This window comes from Cellulomonas edaphi (assembly GCF_030362815.1).
GTDB classification, from domain to species: Bacteria; Actinomycetota; Actinomycetes; order Actinomycetales; family Cellulomonadaceae; genus Cellulomonas; species Cellulomonas edaphi.
The window spans coordinates 287529-306694 of sequence record NZ_JAUCGR010000002.1 but is presented as its reverse complement, the minus strand read 5'-3'; the positions used below and the strand labels follow the sequence as shown (position 1 = coordinate 306694).

Annotated in this window: 17 protein-coding genes; 16 read left to right on the top strand and 1 reads right to left on the bottom strand. The window is 73.6% G+C overall.

Annotation, left to right across the window (positions count from 1 at the left end):
* Window positions 1-417, top strand: coding sequence for a transcription antitermination factor NusB (gene nusB, locus QRT05_RS07690; protein ID WP_289446491.1), 417 nt, complete (start codon window positions 1-3; stop codon window positions 415-417).
* 66 nt (window positions 418-483) lie between these two features.
* On the opposite strand, the gene QRT05_RS07685 is transcribed toward nusB, so the two are convergent.
* Window positions 484-2781 carry a putative bifunctional diguanylate cyclase/phosphodiesterase gene (locus QRT05_RS07685; protein WP_289446490.1) on the bottom strand — a complete coding sequence of 766 codons (2298 nt, stop codon included), beginning with the start codon at window positions 2779-2781 and terminating at the stop codon, window positions 484-486.
* Between the two features lie 56 nt (window positions 2782-2837).
* Here QRT05_RS07685 and QRT05_RS07680 point away from each other — a divergent pair, with 56 nt between their 5' ends.
* The 15 genes from QRT05_RS07680 to QRT05_RS07610 all read left to right on the top strand — a co-directional run bounded on the left by QRT05_RS07680 (window position 2838) and on the right by QRT05_RS07610 (window position 19138).
* The gene (locus tag QRT05_RS07680; protein WP_289446489.1) at window positions 2838-3617 is read left to right on the top strand and encodes a putative protein N(5)-glutamine methyltransferase; all 780 of its coding nucleotides are present in this window, start codon (window positions 2838-2840) and stop codon (window positions 3615-3617) included.
* Window positions 3618-3711: 94 nt separating this feature from the next.
* Window positions 3712-4290 (top strand): bifunctional pyr operon transcriptional regulator/uracil phosphoribosyltransferase PyrR, encoded by a 579-nt coding sequence (gene pyrR / locus QRT05_RS07675; RefSeq protein WP_289446488.1) that lies wholly within the window; start codon window positions 3712-3714, stop codon window positions 4288-4290.
* A complete protein-coding gene (locus QRT05_RS07670; RefSeq protein WP_289446487.1) occupies window positions 4287-5324 on the top strand; it encodes an aspartate carbamoyltransferase catalytic subunit in 1038 nt (345 codons plus the stop codon). Before pyrR ends, QRT05_RS07670 begins: the two co-directional genes overlap by 4 nt.
* A complete protein-coding gene (locus QRT05_RS07665) occupies window positions 5321-6640 on the top strand; it encodes a dihydroorotase (RefSeq protein ID WP_289446486.1) in 1320 nt (439 codons plus the stop codon). Before QRT05_RS07670 ends, QRT05_RS07665 begins: the two co-directional genes overlap by 4 nt.
* On the top strand, window positions 6637-7215 hold the full coding sequence (locus QRT05_RS07660) for a PH-like domain-containing protein (protein WP_289446485.1): 579 nt from the start codon (window positions 6637-6639) through the stop codon (window positions 7213-7215). Before QRT05_RS07665 ends, QRT05_RS07660 begins: the two co-directional genes overlap by 4 nt.
* Window positions 7212-8387 carry a glutamine-hydrolyzing carbamoyl-phosphate synthase small subunit gene (gene carA, locus QRT05_RS07655; protein ID WP_289446484.1) on the top strand — a complete coding sequence of 392 codons (1176 nt, stop codon included), beginning with the start codon at window positions 7212-7214 and terminating at the stop codon, window positions 8385-8387. Before QRT05_RS07660 ends, carA begins: the two co-directional genes overlap by 4 nt.
* Window positions 8387-11725 carry a carbamoyl-phosphate synthase large subunit gene (gene carB, locus QRT05_RS07650; RefSeq protein WP_289446483.1) on the top strand — a complete coding sequence of 1113 codons (3339 nt, stop codon included), beginning with the start codon at window positions 8387-8389 and terminating at the stop codon, window positions 11723-11725. The genes carA and carB overlap by 1 nt, the downstream gene beginning before the upstream one ends.
* On the top strand, window positions 11722-12561 hold the full coding sequence (gene pyrF, locus QRT05_RS07645; protein ID WP_289446482.1) for an orotidine-5'-phosphate decarboxylase: 840 nt from the start codon (window positions 11722-11724) through the stop codon (window positions 12559-12561). Before carB ends, pyrF begins: the two co-directional genes overlap by 4 nt.
* A 141-nt stretch (window positions 12562-12702) precedes the next feature.
* On the top strand, window positions 12703-13014 hold the full coding sequence (mihF, locus tag QRT05_RS07640) for an integration host factor, actinobacterial type (RefSeq protein WP_289446481.1): 312 nt from the start codon (window positions 12703-12705) through the stop codon (window positions 13012-13014).
* Between the two features lie 43 nt (window positions 13015-13057).
* Complete coding sequence (gmk, locus tag QRT05_RS07635) at window positions 13058-13627, top strand: guanylate kinase (RefSeq protein ID WP_289446480.1); 570 nt, start codon at window positions 13058-13060, stop codon at window positions 13625-13627.
* A gap of 48 nt (window positions 13628-13675) precedes the next feature.
* Window positions 13676-13939, top strand: coding sequence for a DNA-directed RNA polymerase subunit omega (gene rpoZ / locus QRT05_RS07630; protein ID WP_289446479.1), 264 nt, complete (start codon window positions 13676-13678; stop codon window positions 13937-13939).
* A 10-nt stretch (window positions 13940-13949) separates the two neighbouring features.
* Window positions 13950-15134 carry a bifunctional phosphopantothenoylcysteine decarboxylase/phosphopantothenate--cysteine ligase CoaBC gene (coaBC, locus tag QRT05_RS07625; protein ID WP_289446478.1) on the top strand — a complete coding sequence of 395 codons (1185 nt, stop codon included), beginning with the start codon at window positions 13950-13952 and terminating at the stop codon, window positions 15132-15134.
* Between the two features lie 38 nt (window positions 15135-15172).
* The gene (metK, locus tag QRT05_RS07620; protein WP_289446477.1) at window positions 15173-16372 is read left to right on the top strand and encodes a methionine adenosyltransferase; all 1200 of its coding nucleotides are present in this window, start codon (window positions 15173-15175) and stop codon (window positions 16370-16372) included.
* A gap of 58 nt (window positions 16373-16430) precedes the next feature.
* Window positions 16431-18512, top strand: coding sequence for a primosomal protein N' (locus QRT05_RS07615; RefSeq protein WP_289446476.1), 2082 nt, complete (start codon window positions 16431-16433; stop codon window positions 18510-18512).
* Window positions 18509-19138, top strand: coding sequence for an HAD family hydrolase (locus tag QRT05_RS07610; protein WP_289446475.1), 630 nt, complete (start codon window positions 18509-18511; stop codon window positions 19136-19138). Before QRT05_RS07615 ends, QRT05_RS07610 begins: the two co-directional genes overlap by 4 nt.
* Window positions 19139-19166 lie beyond the last annotated feature (28 nt).

Below are 19166 nucleotides of genomic sequence, written 5' to 3'. Positions count from 1 at the left end.
GTGGCGGCACGGACCAAGGCCCGCAAGCGGGCGCTCGACGTGCTGTTCGAGGCGGACCAGCGCGGCCTCGCGCCCGTGGACCTGCTCGCGCAGCGCATCGCGCAGCCCGGCGCCGAGACCGCCCTGCCCGAGTACTCGGTCGAGCTGGTCGAGGGTGTGGTCGCGGAGCAGGAGCGGATCGACGAGCTGCTCGCCACGCACGCGCACGGCTGGACCATCGAGCGGATGCCCGCCGTGGACCGCGCGCTGCTGCGCCTCGGCACGTGGGAGATCCTGTTCAACGACGACGTGCCCGACGCAGTCGCGGTGGACGAGGCCGTGGAGCTGGCCCGCTCGCTGTCGACCGACGAGTCGCCCGCGTTCGTCAACGGCCTGCTGGGCCGGATCGTCGACCTGAAGCCGACGCTGCTCGCCTGAGCCGCAACGACGAAGCCCCCGCCGCGGCGGGGGCTTCGTCATGTCCGGACAGCGCCGGGGACCGGGTCACGCCAGGTGGTGCACCACCGTGAGGGGACCGGTCTGGGGCCCGCGAGCCTGCGTGGGCACCGCGCGCAGGGGCCGCTGCGCGTGCCACGCGCCCGTTCCGGGCCGCGGGCCGCGGATCGGGAGGGTGGCCGCGGCCCGGCCCAGGAAGTTGCCCTGGACCCGGCGGACGCCCAGGTCCACCAGCGTGGCCAGGTCCGACGAGCGCTCGACGCCCTCCGCGACGACGTCGAGCCCGTGCACGGCCGCCAGGTCGAGGATCGTGCGCACCACGGAGGCCCCGCGGTCAGTGCCGATCTCGCGGACGAACGAGCGGTCGATCTTGAGGACGTCGACGGGCAGCCGTGACAGTCGCGCGAGCGAGGAGTAGCCCGTGCCGAAGTCGTCGACCGCGATCCGTGCGCCCCGCGCGCGCAGCTCGGAGAGCAGCGGCACGGCCGGGCCCGTCCGCACCAGGGCGCTCTCCGTGATCTCGAGCGTCAGGTGCTCCCAGTAGGTGTCGCCCCACGCGGCCTCGATCTGCTCGAGCGCGTCGGGCTCGGCCAGCTGGCGCGCGGAGAGGTTCACGGCGACGGGGATCTGGAACCTGTCCAAGGCCCGGCGCGACTGCGTGAGCATCGAGGCGCCGATCGGCACGATCAGGCCCGTCTCCTCGGCGACGTCGAGCCAGTCCGACGGCAGCAGCAGCTGGCCGTGGTCGTCCCAGCGCGCGAGGGCCTCGACCTGGAGGACCTCGAGCGTGCGCGCGTCGACGATCGGCTGGAAGTACGCCGTGAAGTGGTCCTCGGCGACGGCCGCCTCGAGCGCGGCGCGGTGGTGTCGGGCGGCGTCGACCCGCCGCCGCAGCGCGCGGTCGTAGACGCGGAAGCCGCTGCGCGAGCGCTTGGCCTCCATCATCGCGGTGTCCGCGTGGCGCATGAGCGCGTCGGGGTCGACCACGTCGCCCGGCACCCACGTGGCGACGCCGACGGACAGGCGTGCGGCCCGGGCGCCGACGCTGCAGTCGACGAACCCGTCGCGCAGGCTGCGCGCGAGGGCGACGAGGTCGACGTCCTGCGGCGCGCGGGAGATCACGACGACGAACTCGTCGCCGCCGAGCCGGCCCACGAACCGGTCGGCGTCGCCCTGCACGAGCCCGCGCAGGTGGTCGGCGACGCGGACGAGCACGGCGTCGCCGCCCTCGTGGCCGTGCAGGTCGTTGAACCGCTTGAAGCCGTCCAGGTCGCAGTACACGAGCGACACGCGCGTGCGCTCCACGTTCGCGCGCTCCAGGACGTCGAGGAGGTGCTTGTCGACCGCGCGGCGGTTGGGCAGGCGGGTCAGCGGGTCGGCGTACGCCGTGCGCTCGAGGCGTGACGTCAGGCCGTACCTCTCGGCGGCCGCGGAGACGATCTGCGCGAGGTCGACCAGGAAGGTGCGCTCGAGCGCGGTGTGCTCGCGGGGGGAGTAGAGCTCGGTGACGAACCGGTCGTGCGAGATGGGGCGCAGGGAGCCCTCGATCTGCGGGTCCGCGAGGACCGCGCGGGCCTCTTCGCGCGCCCGGTGGAGCAGGCTGTCGGCGTCGCGGGCGAACCACGCCGCGTTGGCCAGCCGCGCGGTGGCGTCCCGCATGAGGTGGCGCTGGCGCGCGACCCGCTGCGCCTGGCGCAGGCGCACGAGGGCCAGGGTGCCGAGCGCGAAGCCGAGCGGGATCGACCACAGGGCGACGAGCATCGCGCTGATGGACTCGTCCTGCACCACCCCGCCGGCGGTGAGCATGGCGAGGGACTCGGCTCCCGCGAGCACCAGCAGCGTGCCCAGTCGGCTGACCTTCTGCGGGCCGATGCACGCCACCACGTAGGCCACGGAGATCAGGGCGACGGCGACGAGGACGCTGGTCACGACCGCGTCCTCGCCGGCGCGCGGCGACGTGGGGTGCCACCACCACGCCGCGGCGCCCGCCAGCAGCAGGGTGCTGGACAGCGCCACCCACCACCGCGTCGCGGGGCCGTCGGCGAACGCGCGCGTCGCGGGGATCGCCAGGAGCATGAAGGCACCGACGAGCTGGGTGTGCGCGAACTGCAGGGCGTCCTGCAGCGGACCCGGGTCCGTGAACGCGAAGAGGCCGCCCGCGAGGAGCAGCAGCGCGATGTCGGCCGACCACACCAGGGCCCACTCGGCGCCGGCACGGCGACGCTCACCGCGCCACCAGATCCACTGGAGCAGGCAGAAGCCGCCCACGAGGCCAGCAGTCAACAGCTGCACCATCGTGACCCACATGGGCACAGTCCCGAGCACGAACGGGACATCGGCACGCATCGTGGACAACCTGACGTGGCATCCGGGTGACACGCGTCCACGGGTAGCGTCGTGGAGTGGATCTCGACACGGGCTCGCTCGCCGCGCGGCTGAGGCGTGCCGGATGCGTGTTCGCGGAGGACGAGGCGGCGCTCCTGCTCGACACCGGGCTCACCGGTGCGGCACTGGACCGCCTGGTCGAGCGCCGCGTCGCGGGCGAGCCCCTCGAGCAGGTGCTCGGCTGGGCCGCCTTCGACGGGATGCGCGTCCGCGTCGCGCCGGGCGTCTTCGTCCCGCGACGACGTTCGCAGGTTCTCGTCACCGCGGCGGCCGCGCTGGTGCGCGACGGGGCGGTGGTCCTCGACCTGTGCTGCGGGTCGGGAGCGCTGGGTGCCGCGATCGCTCGGCGCGTGCCGGCCGCCGAGGTGCACGCCGCCGACCTCGACCCCGACGCGGTGGCGTGCGCGCGTCGCAACCTCCCGGCCGAGCGCGTGCACCACGGCGACCTGTTCGACGCGGTGCCGGACGCGTTGCGCGGCCGGATCGACGTCGTCGTGGTCAACGCGCCGTACGTCCCGACCGGCGCGATCGCGCTCATGCCGCCTGAGGCGCGCGACCACGAGCACCGGATCGCGCTCGACGGCGGCGCCGACGGCCTGGAGCTGCACCGGCGGATCACCGCCGCGGTGCCCGCGTGGCTCGCGCCCGGGGGAGTGCTCGTGATCGAGACGAGCGAGCGGCAGGCGCCCGTGACGGTGGCGCTCGTCGAGGCCGCCGGGCTCCTCGCGACGGTCGTACGCGACGAGGAGGTCGACGGCACCGCCGTGGTCGGTCGACGTGAGCGACGTCGCACCTGAGACGGCAGGGGCCACCCGTGCCCAGCACGGTAAGGTGAGCGGCTGACAGCAGTCCTTTAACTCCCGTCCTGTGAGGCGGGGAAGGAGTCGCTCCATGAGCAGTGCCCTGCCCTCACCCGAGGCATCCGCCGACGCCACCGTCGTCCTCGGCGGCCCCGAGATCGCCCGCGCGTTGACCCGGATCGCGCACGAGATCCTCGAGCGCAACAAGGGCGGCGCCGACGTCGTCCTGCTGGGCATCCCCACACGCGGCCTCCCGCTGGCCCGCCGCCTCGCCGCGCGACTGGTCGCGGTCGAGCCCACGCTCGACCCCGCCGCCCTGGTGGGCAGCATCGACGTCACGATGTACCGGGACGACCTCGCGCAGCACCCCACGCGCACCATCGGCGAGACCCACCTGCCGGGCGCCGGGATCGACGGCAAGGTCGTCGTGCTGGTGGACGACGTCCTGTTCTCGGGCCGCACCATCCGCGCCGCGCTCGACGCGATCTCCGACCTGGGCCGGCCCCGCGCGGTGCAGCTCGCTGCGCTCGTCGACCGCGGGCACCGCGAGCTGCCCATCCGCGCCGACTTCGTCGGCAAGAACCTGCCCACGTCCACCACCGAGCGCGTGCGCGTGCTGCTCGAGGAGACCGACGAGCGTGACGCCGTCCTGATCGAGGGAACCCGATGAAGCACCTGCTGTCGACCGGGAGCCTGTCCCACAAGCAGGCGGTGCGGATCCTCGACACCGCCGGCCAGATGGCCGCGACGCAGGCCCGCGAGATCAAGAAGCTGCCCACGCTGCGCGGCCGCACCGTCGTGAACCTCTTCTTCGAGGACTCCACGCGCACCCGCATCTCGTTCGAGACGGCCGCCAAGCGACTGTCGGCCGACGTCATCAACTTCTCGGCGAAGGGCTCGAGCGTCTCGAAGGGGGAGTCGCTCAAGGACACCGCGCTGACGCTGCAGGCCATGGGTGCGGACGCGGTGGTGATCCGCCACCACGCCAGCGGCGCGCCGCACACCCTCGCGCACTCCGGCTGGACGCACGGCGCGGTCATCAACGCGGGGGACGGCACGCACCAGCACCCGACGCAGGCGCTGCTCGACGCCTTCACGCTGCGGCGCCACCTCAGCGGCCCCGGCGACGTCACGGGCCGCGACCTCGCGGGGCTGCGCGTCGCGATCGTCGGCGACGTGCTGCACAGCCGCGTCGCGCGCTCCAACGTGCAGCTGCTGCACACGCTCGGGGCGGACGTGACCCTGGTCGCGCCGCCCACGCTGCTGCCCGTGGGGGTCGACGCCTGGCCGGCCGCGGTGTCCTACCACCTGGACGAGGTCATCGACACCAAGCCCGACGCGATCATGATGCTCCGGGTCCAGCGGGAGCGGATGTCGAGCGCGGGCGGCGGGTTCTTCCCGAGCCCGCTCGAGTACACCCGCGGCTACGGCCTCGACGCCCGCCGGCTGGCGGCGATGCCCGAGCACGCGATCGTCCTGCACCCCGGGCCGATGAACCGTGGCCTCGAGATCTCTGCCGACGCGGCCGACTCGCCGCGTGCGGTGATCGTCGAGCAGGTGGCCAACGGCGTGGCTGTCCGGATGGCCGTGCTGTACCTGCTGCTCGCCGGGAGCGAGGGGACGCAGGACGAGACCCGGCACGACCAGACGAACGACCAGCCGAACGACCAGACGACGAAGAACGAGACGAAGGTGGACGCGTGAGCACCGGCCGGAAGTATCTGCTGCGCGACGTGGCGCCCTACGGTGGCGACCGCACCACCGTCCTGCTGGCGGACGGCGTCGTCGCGGCGATCGGTCCCGAGGTGTCCGACGACGACGCGACGGTGATCGACGGCCGCGGCCTGGTGCTGCTGCCCGGGCTCGTCGACCTGCACACGCACCTGCGCGAGCCGGGTCGCGAGGACGCCGAGACCATCCGCACGGGGACCCGCGCGGCGGCCCTCGGCGGGTTCACCGCCGTGCACGCGATGGCGAACACGACGCCCACGCAGGACACCGCGGGCGTCGTCGAGCAGGTGTGGCGGCTGGGTCGCGACGCCGGCTGGGTCGACGTCCACCCGGTGGGTGCCGTGACGGTGGGTCTCGAGGGCGAGCGGCTCGCGGAGCTCGGCGCCATGGCGGAGTCGCGCGCGCAGGTGCGGGTGTTCTCCGACGACGGCAAGTGCGTGCACGACCCGGTCCTCATGCGCCGCGCGCTCGAGTACGTCAAGGCGTTCGACGGCGTGGTCGCACAGCACGCGCAGGAGCCGCGGCTCACCGAGAACGCGCAGATGCACGAGGGCGTGGTGTCGGCCGAGCTGGGGCTGGCCGGCTGGCCCGCGGTCGCCGAGGAGGCGATCATCGCCCGCGACGTGCTCCTCGCCGAGCACGTGGGCTCGCGCCTGCACGTGTGCCACCTGTCCACCGCGGGGTCCGTGGAGATCATCCGCTGGGCCAAGTCGCGGGGCATCGACGTCACCGCCGAGGTGACGCCGCACCACCTGATCCTCACCGACGAGCTCGCGCGGGGCTACGACCCCACGTTCAAGGTGAACCCGCCGCTGCGGACGCAGCGCGACGTCGAGGCGGTCCGGGCCGGGCTCGCGGACGGCACCATCGACATCGTCGCGACCGACCACGCGCCGCACACGCGCGAGGACAAGGACTGCGAGTGGGCCGCGGCGGCGTTCGGCATGACCGGTCTTGAGACGGCCCTGTCCGTGGTCCAGGAGACGATGGTCGACACCGGCCGGATGACCTGGACCGACGTGGCCCGCGTCCTCTCGGAAGCGCCCGCACGGATCGGGCGGGTCTCGGACCACGGCCGGCCGATCGCCGTCGGTGAGCCCGCCAACCTGGTGCTGGTGGACCCCGCCGCGCGGCGGGTGATCAACCCCGAGGAGCAGGCGACCAAGTCGGGCAACTCGCCATTCCGCGGTCGGGACCTGTCCGGGTGCATCGTCGCGACCTTCCTGCGCGGCCGCGCGACCGTGCTCGACGGCACGTCGTGCGACGAGGACGTGGTGGTGCGCTGGTGACCGCCCGCGAGGCAGTCTCGGTGGTCGTCCTCCTCGCGCTCGTCGTGCTGGTGCTCTGGGCGATGCGGGCCGGGTGGAACCACCGACGTCGTCGGACCGAGGGCCTCGTCGGCGAGCTCCCGCCCGTCCCCGCGGACCTGGGCGGTGCCCTCGCGGGCCCGTTCGACGCCGTGTACGTCTCGACGACCCGCGCGGGGGACTGGCTCGACCGCGTGGTGGCGCAGGACCTGGGTGTGCGCAGCCAGGCACGCGTGAGCGTCCACGAGTCGGGGGTGCTGGTCGCCCGTTCCGGCACGAGGGACGTGTTCATCCCCGCCGCTGCGCTGCGCGGGGTCGGCAACGCGCCTGGCATCGCGGGCAAGGTGGTCGGCAACGACGGGCTCGTCGTGCTGACCTGGCGACCGGTCCCCACGGACGACCGCGGGCTGGACACCGGCCTGCGCCCGAAGCACGCGGCCGACGGCCCGGCCCTGGTCGCTGCGGCGACGGCCCTCATCAACCGCACGAGTCTCACGGAGCCCGACGGCACAGCCGCGGACGGCCGCACGAACGACGGCACGAAGGAGAAGTCATGACCGACGCAGTCCTGGTCCTCGAGGACGGGCGCACGTTTGCCGGGCAGGCGTACGGCGCCACCGGAACCACCCTCGGCGAGATCGTCTTCAACACCGGCATGACGGGCTACCAGGAGACGCTGACCGACCCGTCGTACCACCGGCAGATCGTGGTCATGACCGCGCCGCACATCGGCAACACGGGCGTGAACGACGACGACCAGGAGTCCGCCCGGATCTGGGTCGCCGGGTACGTGGTGCGCGACCCCGCGCGCCGCGCCTCGAACTGGCGCAGCACCCGCACGCTCGACGACGACCTGCGCGCGCAGGGCGTCGTCGGCATCAGCGGCATCGACACCCGAGCGCTGACCCGTCACCTGCGCGAGCGCGGGGTCATGCGCGCGGGCGTCTTCTCCGGTGACGCCCTCGTCCGGAGCGACGGCGAGCGGCGCGGCACGCACGAGCTGGTCGCCGAGGTGCTGGCCGCCCCGCAGATGGTGGGCGCGGACCTGGCGGGCGAGGTCTCGACCGACGCGGCCTACGTGGTCGACGCGCTCGGCGCCGACGGTGCGCCGCTGGAGCCGCCCGTCGCCGTGGTCGCCGCGATCGACCTGGGCATCAAGGCCATGACGCCGCAGCGGCTCGCGGAGCGCGGGGTGCGCGTCCACGTGCTGCCGTCGAGCGCGACGATCGACGACGTGCTGGCCACCCAGCCGGACGGGGTCTTCTTCTCCAACGGCCCGGGCGACCCGAGCGCGGCCACGCACGAGATCGAGCTGCTGCGCGACGTGCTGGACCGCAAGATCCCGTTCTTCGGCATCTGCTACGGCAACCAGCTGCTGGGCCGGGCCCTCGGCTACGGCACCTACAAGCTCGGCTACGGGCACCGCGGAGTCAACCAGCCCGTCATGGACCGGCTCACCGGCAAGGTCGAGATCACGGCCCACAACCACGGCTTCGCGGTCGACGCCCCGCTGGAGGGCGAGTCGACGGCTCCGCACGACGGGGGCCGCTACGGCCGCGTGGTGGTGAGCCACGTCGACCTCAACGACGACGTGGTCGAGGGCCTGCGGGCGCTCGACCTGCCGGCGTTCTCCGTCCAGTACCACCCCGAGGCCGCGGCAGGCCCGCACGACGCCGCCTATCTCTTCGACCGCTTCCTCGACCTCATGACCCAGAAGGGTGCCGCCTGATGCCCCGCCGCACTGACATCTCCAGCGTCCTGGTCATCGGGTCCGGCCCGATCGTCATCGGCCAGGCGTGCGAGTTCGACTACTCGGGGACGCAGGCCTGCCGCGTGCTCAAGGAGGAGGGCCTGCGGGTCATCCTCGTGAACTCGAACCCGGCCACGATCATGACGGACCCGGAGTTCGCCGACGCGACCTACGTCGAGCCGATCACCACCGACGTGCTCACGTCGATCATCGCCAAGGAGCGTCCCGACGCGATCCTGCCGACGCTGGGCGGCCAGACCGCGCTCAACGCGGCGATCGCGCTCGACGAGGCCGGCGTGCTCGAGAAGTACGACGTCGAGCTCATCGGCGCCAACATCCCCGCCATCCAGAAGGGCGAGGACCGCGAGCAGTTCAAGCACGTGGTCGACAAGTGCGGCGGCGAGTCGGCTCGCTCGGCCATCATCCACACGATCGACGAGGCGCTCGGCGCGGTCGAGGACCTCGGCTACCCGGTGGTGGTGCGCCCGTCCTTCACGATGGGCGGCCTCGGCTCGGGCATCGCCTACGACGAGGCGGACCTGCGCCGGATCGTCGGCCAGGGCCTGCACTACTCCCCGACCACGGAGGTGCTCCTCGAGGAGTCCATCCTGGGCTGGAAGGAGTACGAGCTCGAGCTCATGCGTGACAAGCACGACAACGTCGTGGTGGTCTGCTCGATCGAGAACGTGGACCCGGTGGGCGTCCACACGGGCGACTCCGTGACGGTCGCTCCGGCGCTGACGCTGACGGACCGCGAGTACCAGAACATGCGGGACATCGGCATCGCCGTCATCCGCGAGGTCGGCGTCGACACCGGCGGCTGCAACATCCAGTTCGCGGTCGAGCCCACCACGGGCCGGATCGTCGTCATCGAGATGAACCCGCGCGTGTCCCGGTCGTCGGCCCTGGCCTCCAAGGCGACCGGGTTCCCGATCGCCAAGATCGCGGCCAAGCTCGCGGTCGGCTACACGCTCGACGAGATCCCCAACGACATCACCGGCGGGTCCACGCCGGCGTCGTTCGAGCCCACGCTCGACTACGTGGTCGTCAAGGTGCCGCGGTTCGCGTTCGAGAAGTTCCCCGCGGCCGACGACACGCTCACCACGACCATGAAGTCGGTCGGCGAGGCGATGGCCCTGGGCCGCAACTTCACCGAGGCGCTCGGCAAGGCCATGCGCTCGATCGACAAGAAGGGCTCGACGTTCCACTGGGACGGCGAGGCTCTCACGGGTGACGCGCTCGAGGCGCTGGTCGCCACGATCAGCCGGCCCACCGAGCAGCGGCTCGTCAACGTGCAGCAGGTGCTGCGCGCGGGCGTGAGCCTGGAGCGCGTGTACGAGCTCACGGGCATCGACCCCTGGTTCCTCGACCAGATCCAGCTCATCAACGAGGTCGCCGAGGCCACGCGCACCGCCGACGCGCTGACGCGCGACGTGCTCGCGCACGCCAAGCGGCACGGGCTGTCCGACGTGCAGATCGCGTCGCTGCGCCGCACGTCGGAGGACGCGGTCCGCGGCGCCCGGCACGCGGTGGGACTGCGGCCGGTGTACAAGACCGTGGACACGTGCGCGGCCGAGTTCCAGGCCTCGACGCCGTACCACTACTCGTCCTACGACGAGGAGAGCGAGGTGGCGCCGCGCACCCGCCCGGCCATCCTCATCCTCGGCTCGGGGCCCAACCGCATCGGCCAGGGCATCGAGTTCGACTACTCGTGCGTGCACGCGGCGCTCGCGCTCAAGGGCGAGTTCGAGACCGTCATGGTCAACTGCAACCCGGAGACGGTGTCCACCGACTACGACACGAGCGACCGGCTCTACTTCGAGCCGCTGACGTTCGAGGACGTGCTCGAGGTGTACCAGGCGGAACTCGCCGCGGGTCCCATCGCGGGGCTCATCGTGACGCTCGGCGGCCAGACCCCGCTCGCGCTCGCGCAGCGCCTCGCGGACGCCGGCCTGCCGATCCTGGGCACGTCGCCCACCGCGATCGACCTCGCCGAGGACCGCGGCGAGTTCGGCAAGGTGCTCGAGGCCGCGGGGCTGCCCGCGCCCGCGTTCGGCACGGCCACCACCCTGGCCGGCGCCCGCGACACCGCGCGCCGGATCGGCTTCCCCGTGCTGGTGCGCCCGTCCTACGTGCTGGGCGGCCGCGGCATGGAGATCGTCTACGACGAGCCGCAGCTGGCCGAGTACGTGCAGCGCGCGCTCGAGAGCGCGGAGTCGTCCGGACGGACCCACAACACCGGGACGCTGCCGCCGCTGCTCATCGACCGGTTCCTCGACGACGCGATCGAGATCGACGTCGACGCGCTGTTCGACGGCAGCGAGATGTTCCTCGGCGGCGTGATGGAGCACATCGAGGAGGCCGGCATCCACTCGGGCGACTCGGCGTGCGTGCTGCCGCCCGTGACGCTCTCGACGAGCGAGCTCGAGCGCATCCGCCTGTCGACCGAGGCGATCGCGCGCGGCGTCGGCGTCCACGGGCTGCTCAACATCCAGTTCGCGCTGGTCTCCGACGTGCTCTACGTCCTGGAGGCGAACCCGCGCGCGTCGCGGACCGTGCCGTTCGTGTCCAAGGCTACGGGCGTCTCGCTCGCCAAGGCCGCCGCGCTGGTGATGGCCGGCCACACGATCGCCGAGCTGCGTGCGTCGGGCATCCTGCCGCAGCACGACGCCAGCGTGCTGGACCTCGACGCGCCCATCGCGGTCAAGGAGGCCGTGCTGCCGTTCAAGCGGTTCCGCACCGCCGAGGGCCAGGTGGTCGACACCGTGCTCGGCCCGGAGATGCGCTCGACGGGCGAGGTCATGGGCTTCGACGTGGACTTCCCGACGGCGTTCGCCAAGTCGCAGGACGCGGCGTTCGGCGGGCTCCCGTCGGGCGGCCGGGCGTTCATCTCGGTCGCCGACCGGGACAAGCGCTCGATCGTCTTCCCGGTCAAGCGCTTGGCGGAGCTCGGCTTCGAGATCCTCGCGACGGAGGGCACGGCGACCGTGCTGCACCGCTCCGGCATCCGCTCGACGGTGGTGCGCAAGCACTCCTCGGGCCGCGGGGAGGCGGGGGAGCCCACCATCGTCGACCTCATCACCGAGGGCTCGGTCGACCTCGTGGTCAACACGCCCTCCGGGCAGGGCGCGCGCGCGGACGGCTACGAGATCCGCGCCGCCACGGTCGCCGCGGACAAGGCGATGATCACCACCGTGCAGCAGCTGGGTGCGGCCGTGCAGGCCATCGAGGCGGCCCTGGCGGGGCCGTTCGCGGTGACGAGCCTGCAGGAGCACGACGGGGCGGCCCGCGCCCGCCGCGAGGCGGTGACCGCGTGACGTTCGGCGAGCGCCTCGCCGCGGCCATGGACGAGCACGGCCCGCTCTGCGTCGGCATCGACCCGCACGCGAGCCTGCTGGCGGACTGGGGGCTGCCGGACGACGCGTCGGGGCTGCGCAGCTTCGCCCGCACGGTCATGGAGGCGGTCGGCGGCCGCGTCGCGGCCGTGAAGCCGCAGGCCGCTTTCTTCGAGCGGCACGGCTCCGCCGGCGTCGCGGTGCTCGAGGAGGTCGTCGCGGCGGGACGCGAGACCGGCACGCTCGTCGTCGTCGACGCCAAGCGCGGCGACATCGGCTCGACCATGGGCGCCTACGCCGACGCGTTCCTGCGCGACGGGTCGCCCCTGGCCGGGGACGCCCTCACGGTGTCGCCGTACCTGGGCTTCGGCTCGCTCGACCCCGCGGTGGACCTCGCGCTCTCCTCCGGGCGAGGGTTGTTCGTGCTGTGCCTCACGTCGAACGCCGAGGGCGCGCAGGTGCAGCACGCGCGCACGGCGGAGGGCGCGTCCGTGGCCGCCGTCATGGCCGCGCGGGCGGCCGCGCTCAACGCGGATGCCGCCGTCATGGGCTCGATCGGTCTGGTGGTCGGCGCGACGGTGGGCGACGCGGCTGCGCGGACGGGCACCGACCTGAGCGCCGTCAACGGTCCGTTGCTGGCGCCCGGGGTCGGTGCGCAGGGCGCGGGAGCGGACGAGCTGGCTGCGGTGTTCGGGCCCGCCAGACGCCAGGTCCTCGCCTCGTCCTCGCGCGGGGTGCTGCGGGCGGGACCAGACGTCGCCGGGCTCCGCAAGGCGGCTCTCGACGCCTCCAGCGAGGCGGCCGCCGCGCTGCGCTGAGGCGCCTCGGGCATCGTCTGTGCAGGTCGGGTGTGTGCAGATCGTCCCGTACGCGTTGCCCTCCCGGGTACTGCTCGCTAGGTTCGGAAGCACGGTCCCGCGCCCCGTGGATCGCCCGACCACCGACGGAAGGTGACGCGCGTGGCTCTTCCTCCGCTGACTCCAGAACAACGCGCCGCGGCGCTGCAGAAGGCCGCCGTCGCGCGGCAGGCTCGCGCCGAGGTCAAGAACCGGCTGAAGTACTCGCAGGGCACGTTGTCGGACGTGATCAAGCAGGGCCAGGCCGACGAGACCATCGGCAAGCTGAAGGTCGTCTCGCTGCTCGAGTCGCTGCCCGGCGTCGGCAAGGTCAAGGCCCGTGCGATCATGTCCGAGATCGGGATCTCGGAGACCCGGCGTGTCCGTGGTCTCGGCCCTCACCAGGTGGAGGCGCTCGTCGCACGCTTCGGGTGATCACCGCGGTCCACCCTGACGCACGAGGAGTGCTGCACCACCCATGACGACGACGCCCGCCCGGCTGACCGTTCTCGCCGGACCGACTGCCGTCGGCAAGGGGACCGTGTCGGCCGACGTCCGCGCCCGCTTCCCCGAGGTCTGGCTCTCGGTCTCGGCGACCACGCGCTCGCCGAGACCGGGAGAGACCGACGGGGTCCACTACCACTTCGTCTCGTCCGACGAGTTCGACGCAATGGTGGCCGCGGGGGACCTGCTCGAGTGGGCCGTGGTGCACGGTCGCAACCGGTACGGCACGCCCCGCAAGCCTGTCGAGGAGCGGCTGGCCGCGGGAGAGCCGGCGCTGCTCGAGATCGACCTGCAGGGCGCCCGCCAGGTGCGCGCGACCATGCCGGACGCGCGCTTCGTGTTCCTGGCGCCGCCGTCGTTCGCGGAGCTGGAGCGTCGGCTCGTCGGACGTGGCACGGAGGACGCCGAGGAGCGCGAGCGGCGGCTCGCCACCGCTCGCGTAGAGCTGGCGGCCGAGTCGGAGTTCGACCACGTGGTGGTGAACGACGACGTGCACCGCGCCACGGACGAGCTCATTTCGATCATGGGCATCACGAGCAGGTAGAATCGCTCGCAGTTCTCCAAGCCACCCCCAACGTTCGGGAGTCCCACCGTGTCCGGAACCGTCGCCGCCCCCACGGGCATCACCGACCCGCCCATCGACCAGCTGCTCGAGCGCGCGGACTCCAAGTACGCGCTCGTCCTGTACTCGGCCAAGCGCGCGCGCCAGATCAACGCGTACTACTCGCAGCTCAACGAGGGCCTGCTCGAGTACGTCGGCCCGCTCGTCGAGACCCGCCCGCAGGAGAAGCCGCTGTCGATCGCCATGCGCGAGATCGACCGCGGTCTGCTGACGTCGCAGGCCACGGAGGAGTAAGACCCCGCTCATGCGGATCGTCCTCGGCGTGGCCGGCGGGATCGCCGCCTACAAGGCCGTCCTGCTGCTGCGCCTGCTCCGCGAGGCGGGGCACGACGTGCGCGTCGTGCCCACCCGCGCCGCGCTGGAGTTCGTCGGGCGCCCCACCTGGGAGGCGTTGTCCGGTCAGCCGGTCACGACGGACGTCTTCGAGGACGTGGACCAGGTGGCCCACGTCGCCATCGGGCAGGACGCCGACCTCGTCGTGGTCGCTCCCGCCACAGCCGACCTGCTCGCGCGGGCCGCGACCGGGCGGGCCGACGACCTGCTCACGGCCACCCTGCTGGTGACGCGCGCACCGGTGCTGATGGCCCCGGCCATGCACACGGAGATGTGGCTGCACCCCGCGACGGTCGCCAACGTGGCGACGCTGCGTGAGCGGGGGATCCACGTGCTGGACCCTGCCTCGGGCCGGCTGACGGGGGCGGACACGGGACCCGGACGACTCCCGGAGCCCGAGGACATCACTGCCGCGGCCCTGGGACTGGTCGCCGGCGGCGACCTGGTGGGTCGCCGCGTGGTCATCTCGGCCGGCGGCACCCGCGAGCCGCTGGACCCGGTGCGCTACCTCGGCAACCGCTCCTCCGGGCGGCAGGGCGTCGCCCTCGCGCGTGCCGCCGTCGCGCGCGGCGCCCAGGTGACCCTGGTGGGCGCCAACCTCGCCGTGCCCGTACCTCCGGGCGTCGAGCTGGTGCCCGTCGGCAGCGCGGCGGAGCTGCGCGAGGCGGTGCGCGTCGCCGCGAAGGACGCCGACGTGGTGGTCATGGCCGCCGCGGTCGCCGACTACCGCCCGGTGAGCCCGGCCGGCACCAAGCTGAAGAAGACCGGCGCGCCCCCCGTGCTCGAGCTTGTCGAGACGGTCGACATCCTCGCCGAGCTCGCGCACGACCGGCTGCGCGACGGCCAGGTGGTCGTCGGGTTCGCGGCCGAGACGGGCGACGAGACCGCGTCGGTGCTCGAGCACGGCCGTGCGAAGGCCCGGCGCAAGGGCGCCGACCTGCTGGTCGTCAACGCGGTGGGCGAGGGTCAGGGCTTCGGCACGCCCGACAACGCGGTCACCATCCTCGACGGCACCGGGGCGGTGGTCGCGGAGGCCTCCGGGTCCAAGGACGTCGTCGCGGACGCCGTGTGGGATGCGGTCCGCGCCCTGGGCTGACGACGGACCTGGTCGCGCACGCGACTATCCTTCGACCCATGACTGACCCCGCGATGCGCCTCTTCACGTCCGAGTCGGTGACGGAAGGCCATCCGGACAAGATCTGCGACCAGATCTCCGACGCCATCCTCGACGCGATGCTCGAGCAGGACCCGCACGCCCGGGTCGCCGTGGAGACCATGGTCACCACGGGCCTGGTGCACGTGGCCGGCGAGGTCACGACCGAGGCGTACGTCGAGATCCCCGCCGTGGTGCGCCAGGTGGTCCGCGAGATCGGCTACACCTCCTCGCACATCGGCTTCGACGGCGAGTCGTGCGGCGTGTCCGTCTCGATCGGGCAGCAGTCGCCCGACATCGCGCAGGGCGTCGACAAGGCGCTCGAGGCGCGGCAGGACTCGGGCGACATGGACCCGCTCGACATGCAGGGCGCGGGCGACCAGGGGCTGATGTTCGGCTACGCGTGCGACGAGACCCCCTCGCTGCTGCCCCTGCCCATCTGGCTCGCGCACCGGCTGTCCGAGCGCCTGGCCGCGGTGCGCAAGTCCGGCGAGGTGGGCGGGCTGCGACCGGACGGCAAGACGCAGGTGACCATCGGCTACGAGGGCGACCGGCCGGTGCGCCTCGACGCCGTGGTGCTCTCGACCCAGCACGAGCCGGACCTGAACCTGGCCACGCAGCTCGAGCCGGCGATCCGCGAGCACGTCATCGAGCCGGTGCTGGCGCAGGTGGACCTCGACACGCGCGACTACCAGCGCTTCGTGAACCCGACCGGGCAGTTCGTGGTCGGTGGGCCGCAGGGCGACGCCGGCCTGACGGGCCGCAAGATCATCGTCGACACGTACGGGGGCTACGCGCGCCACGGCGGCGGGGCCTTCTCCGGCAAGGACCCGTCGAAGGTGGACCGGTCCGCCGCGTACGCGATGCGGTGGGTGGCGAAGAACGTCGTCGCCGCGGGTCTCGCCCGGCGCTGCGAGGTGCAGGTGGCGTACGCGATCGGCAAGGCGCACCCCGTGGGCCTGTACGTCGAGACGTTCGGCACCGAGACCGTGCCCGTCGAGCGCGTCACGGCGGCGATCCGCGAGGTGTTCGACCTGCGGCCCGCGGCCATCATCCGCGACCTCGACCTGCTGCGGCCCATCTACCGCGCCACCGCGGCGTACGGTCACTTCGGCCGCGAGCTGCCCGACTTCACGTGGGAGCGGACCGACCGCGTGGCCGACCTGCAGTCGGTGGTGTGAGCGACGCGCGCCCGGTCGACGCCTGAACGGCCGACGGACGTCGGCGGCGGATGGTGTGATGTCTGACGTGGAGCGGACGGGCGTGCAGCTGGAGCTCGACGGCCTGCCCGTCCTCCAGGCCCGTCGTCGCGCGCGGACGGTGGCCCTGGCGGAGCGGGCGCCCGTGGCGCGGGTCTGCATCGACCTCCCGCCGCAGCACCTCGACCGCCTGTTCGAGTACGCCGTGCCCGCCGCGATGGCCGAGACGGCCGTGCCAGGCGTCCGGGTCAAGGTGCGGTTCGGCGCGCAGGACGTCGACGCGTACGTCATCGAGCGGACCGAGGACGCCGAGCACGACGGCGAGCTCCTGCCCATCCGCAGGCTCGTGTCCGCCGAACCCGTCCTCACCCCGGCCGTCGCGCGGCTCGCACGCGCGGTCGCCGACCGGTGGGCGGGGACGCTCACGGACGTCCTGCGGCTCGCGGTCCCCGCCCGGCACGCGCGCGTCGAGGCGGAGGTCGAGACCGACGACGCACCGGCCGTGGTTCCCGCGGCGGGCGGCACCGCGTGGGCGCCCTACCGGGGCGGGGCGGCCTTCCTCCAGCACGTCCTCGCCGGCGGAGCGCCACGGGCGGTCTGGACGGCGTTGCCCGGCGCGGCAGGGCTGCGGTGGCCCGACGCGATCGCCCAGGCCGTCGCGGCCTGCGTGCTCGGGGGTCGAGGTGCGCTCGTGGTGGTGCCCGACGCCCGCGACATCGACCGCGTGCTCGCGGCGCTCGTCGACGCGGGGATCCCCGCCCGGCGCGCGGGCGGGCGCGGCGGTGCCGTCCGGCTGGCCGCCGACGACGGTCCGGCCGTGCGGTACCGCGCGTTCCTGGCCGCGCTGCGCGGTCAGGCTGACGTCGTGGTCGGCACGCGGGCGTCGGCCTTCGCTCCCGTGCGGGAGCTGGGCCTCGTGGTGTGCTGGGACGACGGCGACTCGCTGCACGCGGAGCCGCGGGCGCCCTACCCGCACGTGCGCGAGGTGCTGGCCCTGCGCTCCGAGCTCGAGGGCGCCGCGCTGCTCGTGGGCGGTCACGGCCGGACGGTCGAGGCCCAGGCGCTCGTCGAGTCCGGCTGGGCGCACGACGTGAGCGCCGATCGCCCGACCGTGCGGCGGCTGACCCCGCGCGTGCTCGCCCTGACGTCGACCGAGCTGGCCCGGGAAGGGGCAGCGGCTGCCGCCCGCCTGCCGACGCCGGCGTGGCGGACCCTGCGCGACAGGCTGGTGGAGGGGCCCGTGCTGGTGCAGGTGCCCCGAGCGGGATACGTGCCGGCGGTGGCCTGCGGACGCTGCCGCGCCTCCGCCCGGTGCGGCACCTGCCACGGGCCGCTGGGACTCTCGCGCGCGGACGGTGTGCCGACGTGCGGCTGGTGCGGCCGCCTGGCAGCCGACTGGCGCTGCCTCGAATGCGGGGGAGCGGCCCTGCGGTCGGTCCGCGTGGGTTCCGAGCGGACCGCCGAGGAGCTGGGACGGGCCTTTCCCGGCGTCCCCGTCCGCGTGTCCGGTGCCCGGGCCGCGGGTGGGGTGCTGGCGACGGTGCGCGACGCCCCGGCGCTCGTGGTCGCGACGCCAGGTGCCGAGCCCGTCGCGCCAGGCGGGTACGCGGCCGCGATCCTGCTGGACGCCGCGGTGAGCACCGCAGGCTCGGCGCTGGGCCTGCTGCCCGATGCGCTCCGTCGGTGGCTCGCCGCCGCGGCCCTGGTGCGCCCGTCCAGCGAGGGCGGCAGCGTGCTGCTCGTCGGGGACGCGGAGGAACGGGCCACGCAGGCCCTCGTGCGCTGGGACCCGAGCGGGCTCGCCTCGCGCGAGCTCGCCGAGCGCGCCGAGCTGGCGCTCCCGCCCGCCGTCCGGATGGCCGCCCTGGTGGGCCGGCGTGACGCGGTGCTCGCCGTGGTCCGCCGGGTCGACGTACCCGGCCTGGACGTGCTCGGGCCCGTGCCCGTGGAGCAGCCCGCCCCCGTGGGCGCCCTGGAGGGAGACGTCCGGGCGATCCTGCGCGTGCCGCGCGGCTCGGGCGCCGCCCTCGCCCGCTCGGTGGCCGCCTCGATGGCGGTGCGCAGCGCCCGCCGCGAGGGCGGCACCGTGCGCGCGCAGCTGGACCCGGCGGATCTCGGATGATCGACACCGTCGTGTTCGACCTCGGGAACGTCCTGGTGCGATGGGACCCGACGGGCCCGTACCTCGGACGTCTGCCCGACGCGGACGCCCAGGCGTTCCTCGTCGACTTCGACTTCCGCACGTTCAACCTGCAGCAGGACGCGGGACGCTCGTGGGCCGACGCGCGGCTCGAGCTCGAACGCACCGCTCCCCAGCACCTCGCGGCGATGGACCTGTACGTCGAGCACTTCGCCGACTCGCTCCTCGGTCCCGTGCCCGGCACAGCCGAGCTCGTGCAGGAGCTCGCGGACGCGGGTGTCCGGCTGCTCGGGCTGACGAACTGGTCGGCGGAGACGTTCCACCTCGCGGAACCGGCGGCCCCGGCCATCGGCCTGCTGGAGGACGTCCTCGTGTCCGGGCGGGAAGGGCTCGCCAAGCCCGATCCGGCGATCTACGCGCTCCTCGTGGAGCGGTTCGGTCTGGACCCGGCTCGGACGGTGTTCACCGACGACTCGTCGGTCAACGTCGATGCGGCCGCGAGCGCCGGGCTCGATGCCGTCCTCTTCGTCTCGGCGGGGGAGCTGCGCGACGAGCTCGTGGCGCGAGGCGTGGCCGTCCCGCGGCGCCACGGGCCGGGCGACCGATAGACCGGGTTTGCCGCGTAACGAACGGTTG

Excerpts from the sequence above, each read along its gene's own strand:
- QRT05_RS07685 (WP_289446490.1), bottom strand. The coding sequence starts at position 2,781 with ATGCGTGCCGATGTCCCGTTCGTGCTCGGGACTGTGCCCATGTGGGTC.
- pyrR (WP_289446488.1), top strand. The coding sequence starts at position 3,712 with ATGAGCAGTGCCCTGCCCTCACCCGAGGCATCCGCCGACGCCACCGTC.
- QRT05_RS07670 (WP_289446487.1), top strand. The coding sequence starts at position 4,287 with ATGAAGCACCTGCTGTCGACCGGGAGCCTGTCCCACAAGCAGGCGGTG.
- carA (WP_289446484.1), top strand. The coding sequence starts at position 7,212 with ATGACCGACGCAGTCCTGGTCCTCGAGGACGGGCGCACGTTTGCCGGG.
- carB (WP_289446483.1), top strand. The coding sequence starts at position 8,387 with ATGCCCCGCCGCACTGACATCTCCAGCGTCCTGGTCATCGGGTCCGGC.
- gmk (WP_289446480.1), top strand. The coding sequence starts at position 13,058 with ATGACGACGACGCCCGCCCGGCTGACCGTTCTCGCCGGACCGACTGCC.
- coaBC (WP_289446478.1), top strand. The coding sequence starts at position 13,950 with ATGCGGATCGTCCTCGGCGTGGCCGGCGGGATCGCCGCCTACAAGGCC.
- metK (WP_289446477.1), top strand. The coding sequence starts at position 15,173 with ATGACTGACCCCGCGATGCGCCTCTTCACGTCCGAGTCGGTGACGGAA.
- QRT05_RS07615 (WP_289446476.1), top strand. The coding sequence starts at position 16,431 with ATGTCTGACGTGGAGCGGACGGGCGTGCAGCTGGAGCTCGACGGCCTG.
- QRT05_RS07610 (WP_289446475.1), top strand. The coding sequence starts at position 18,509 with ATGATCGACACCGTCGTGTTCGACCTCGGGAACGTCCTGGTGCGATGG.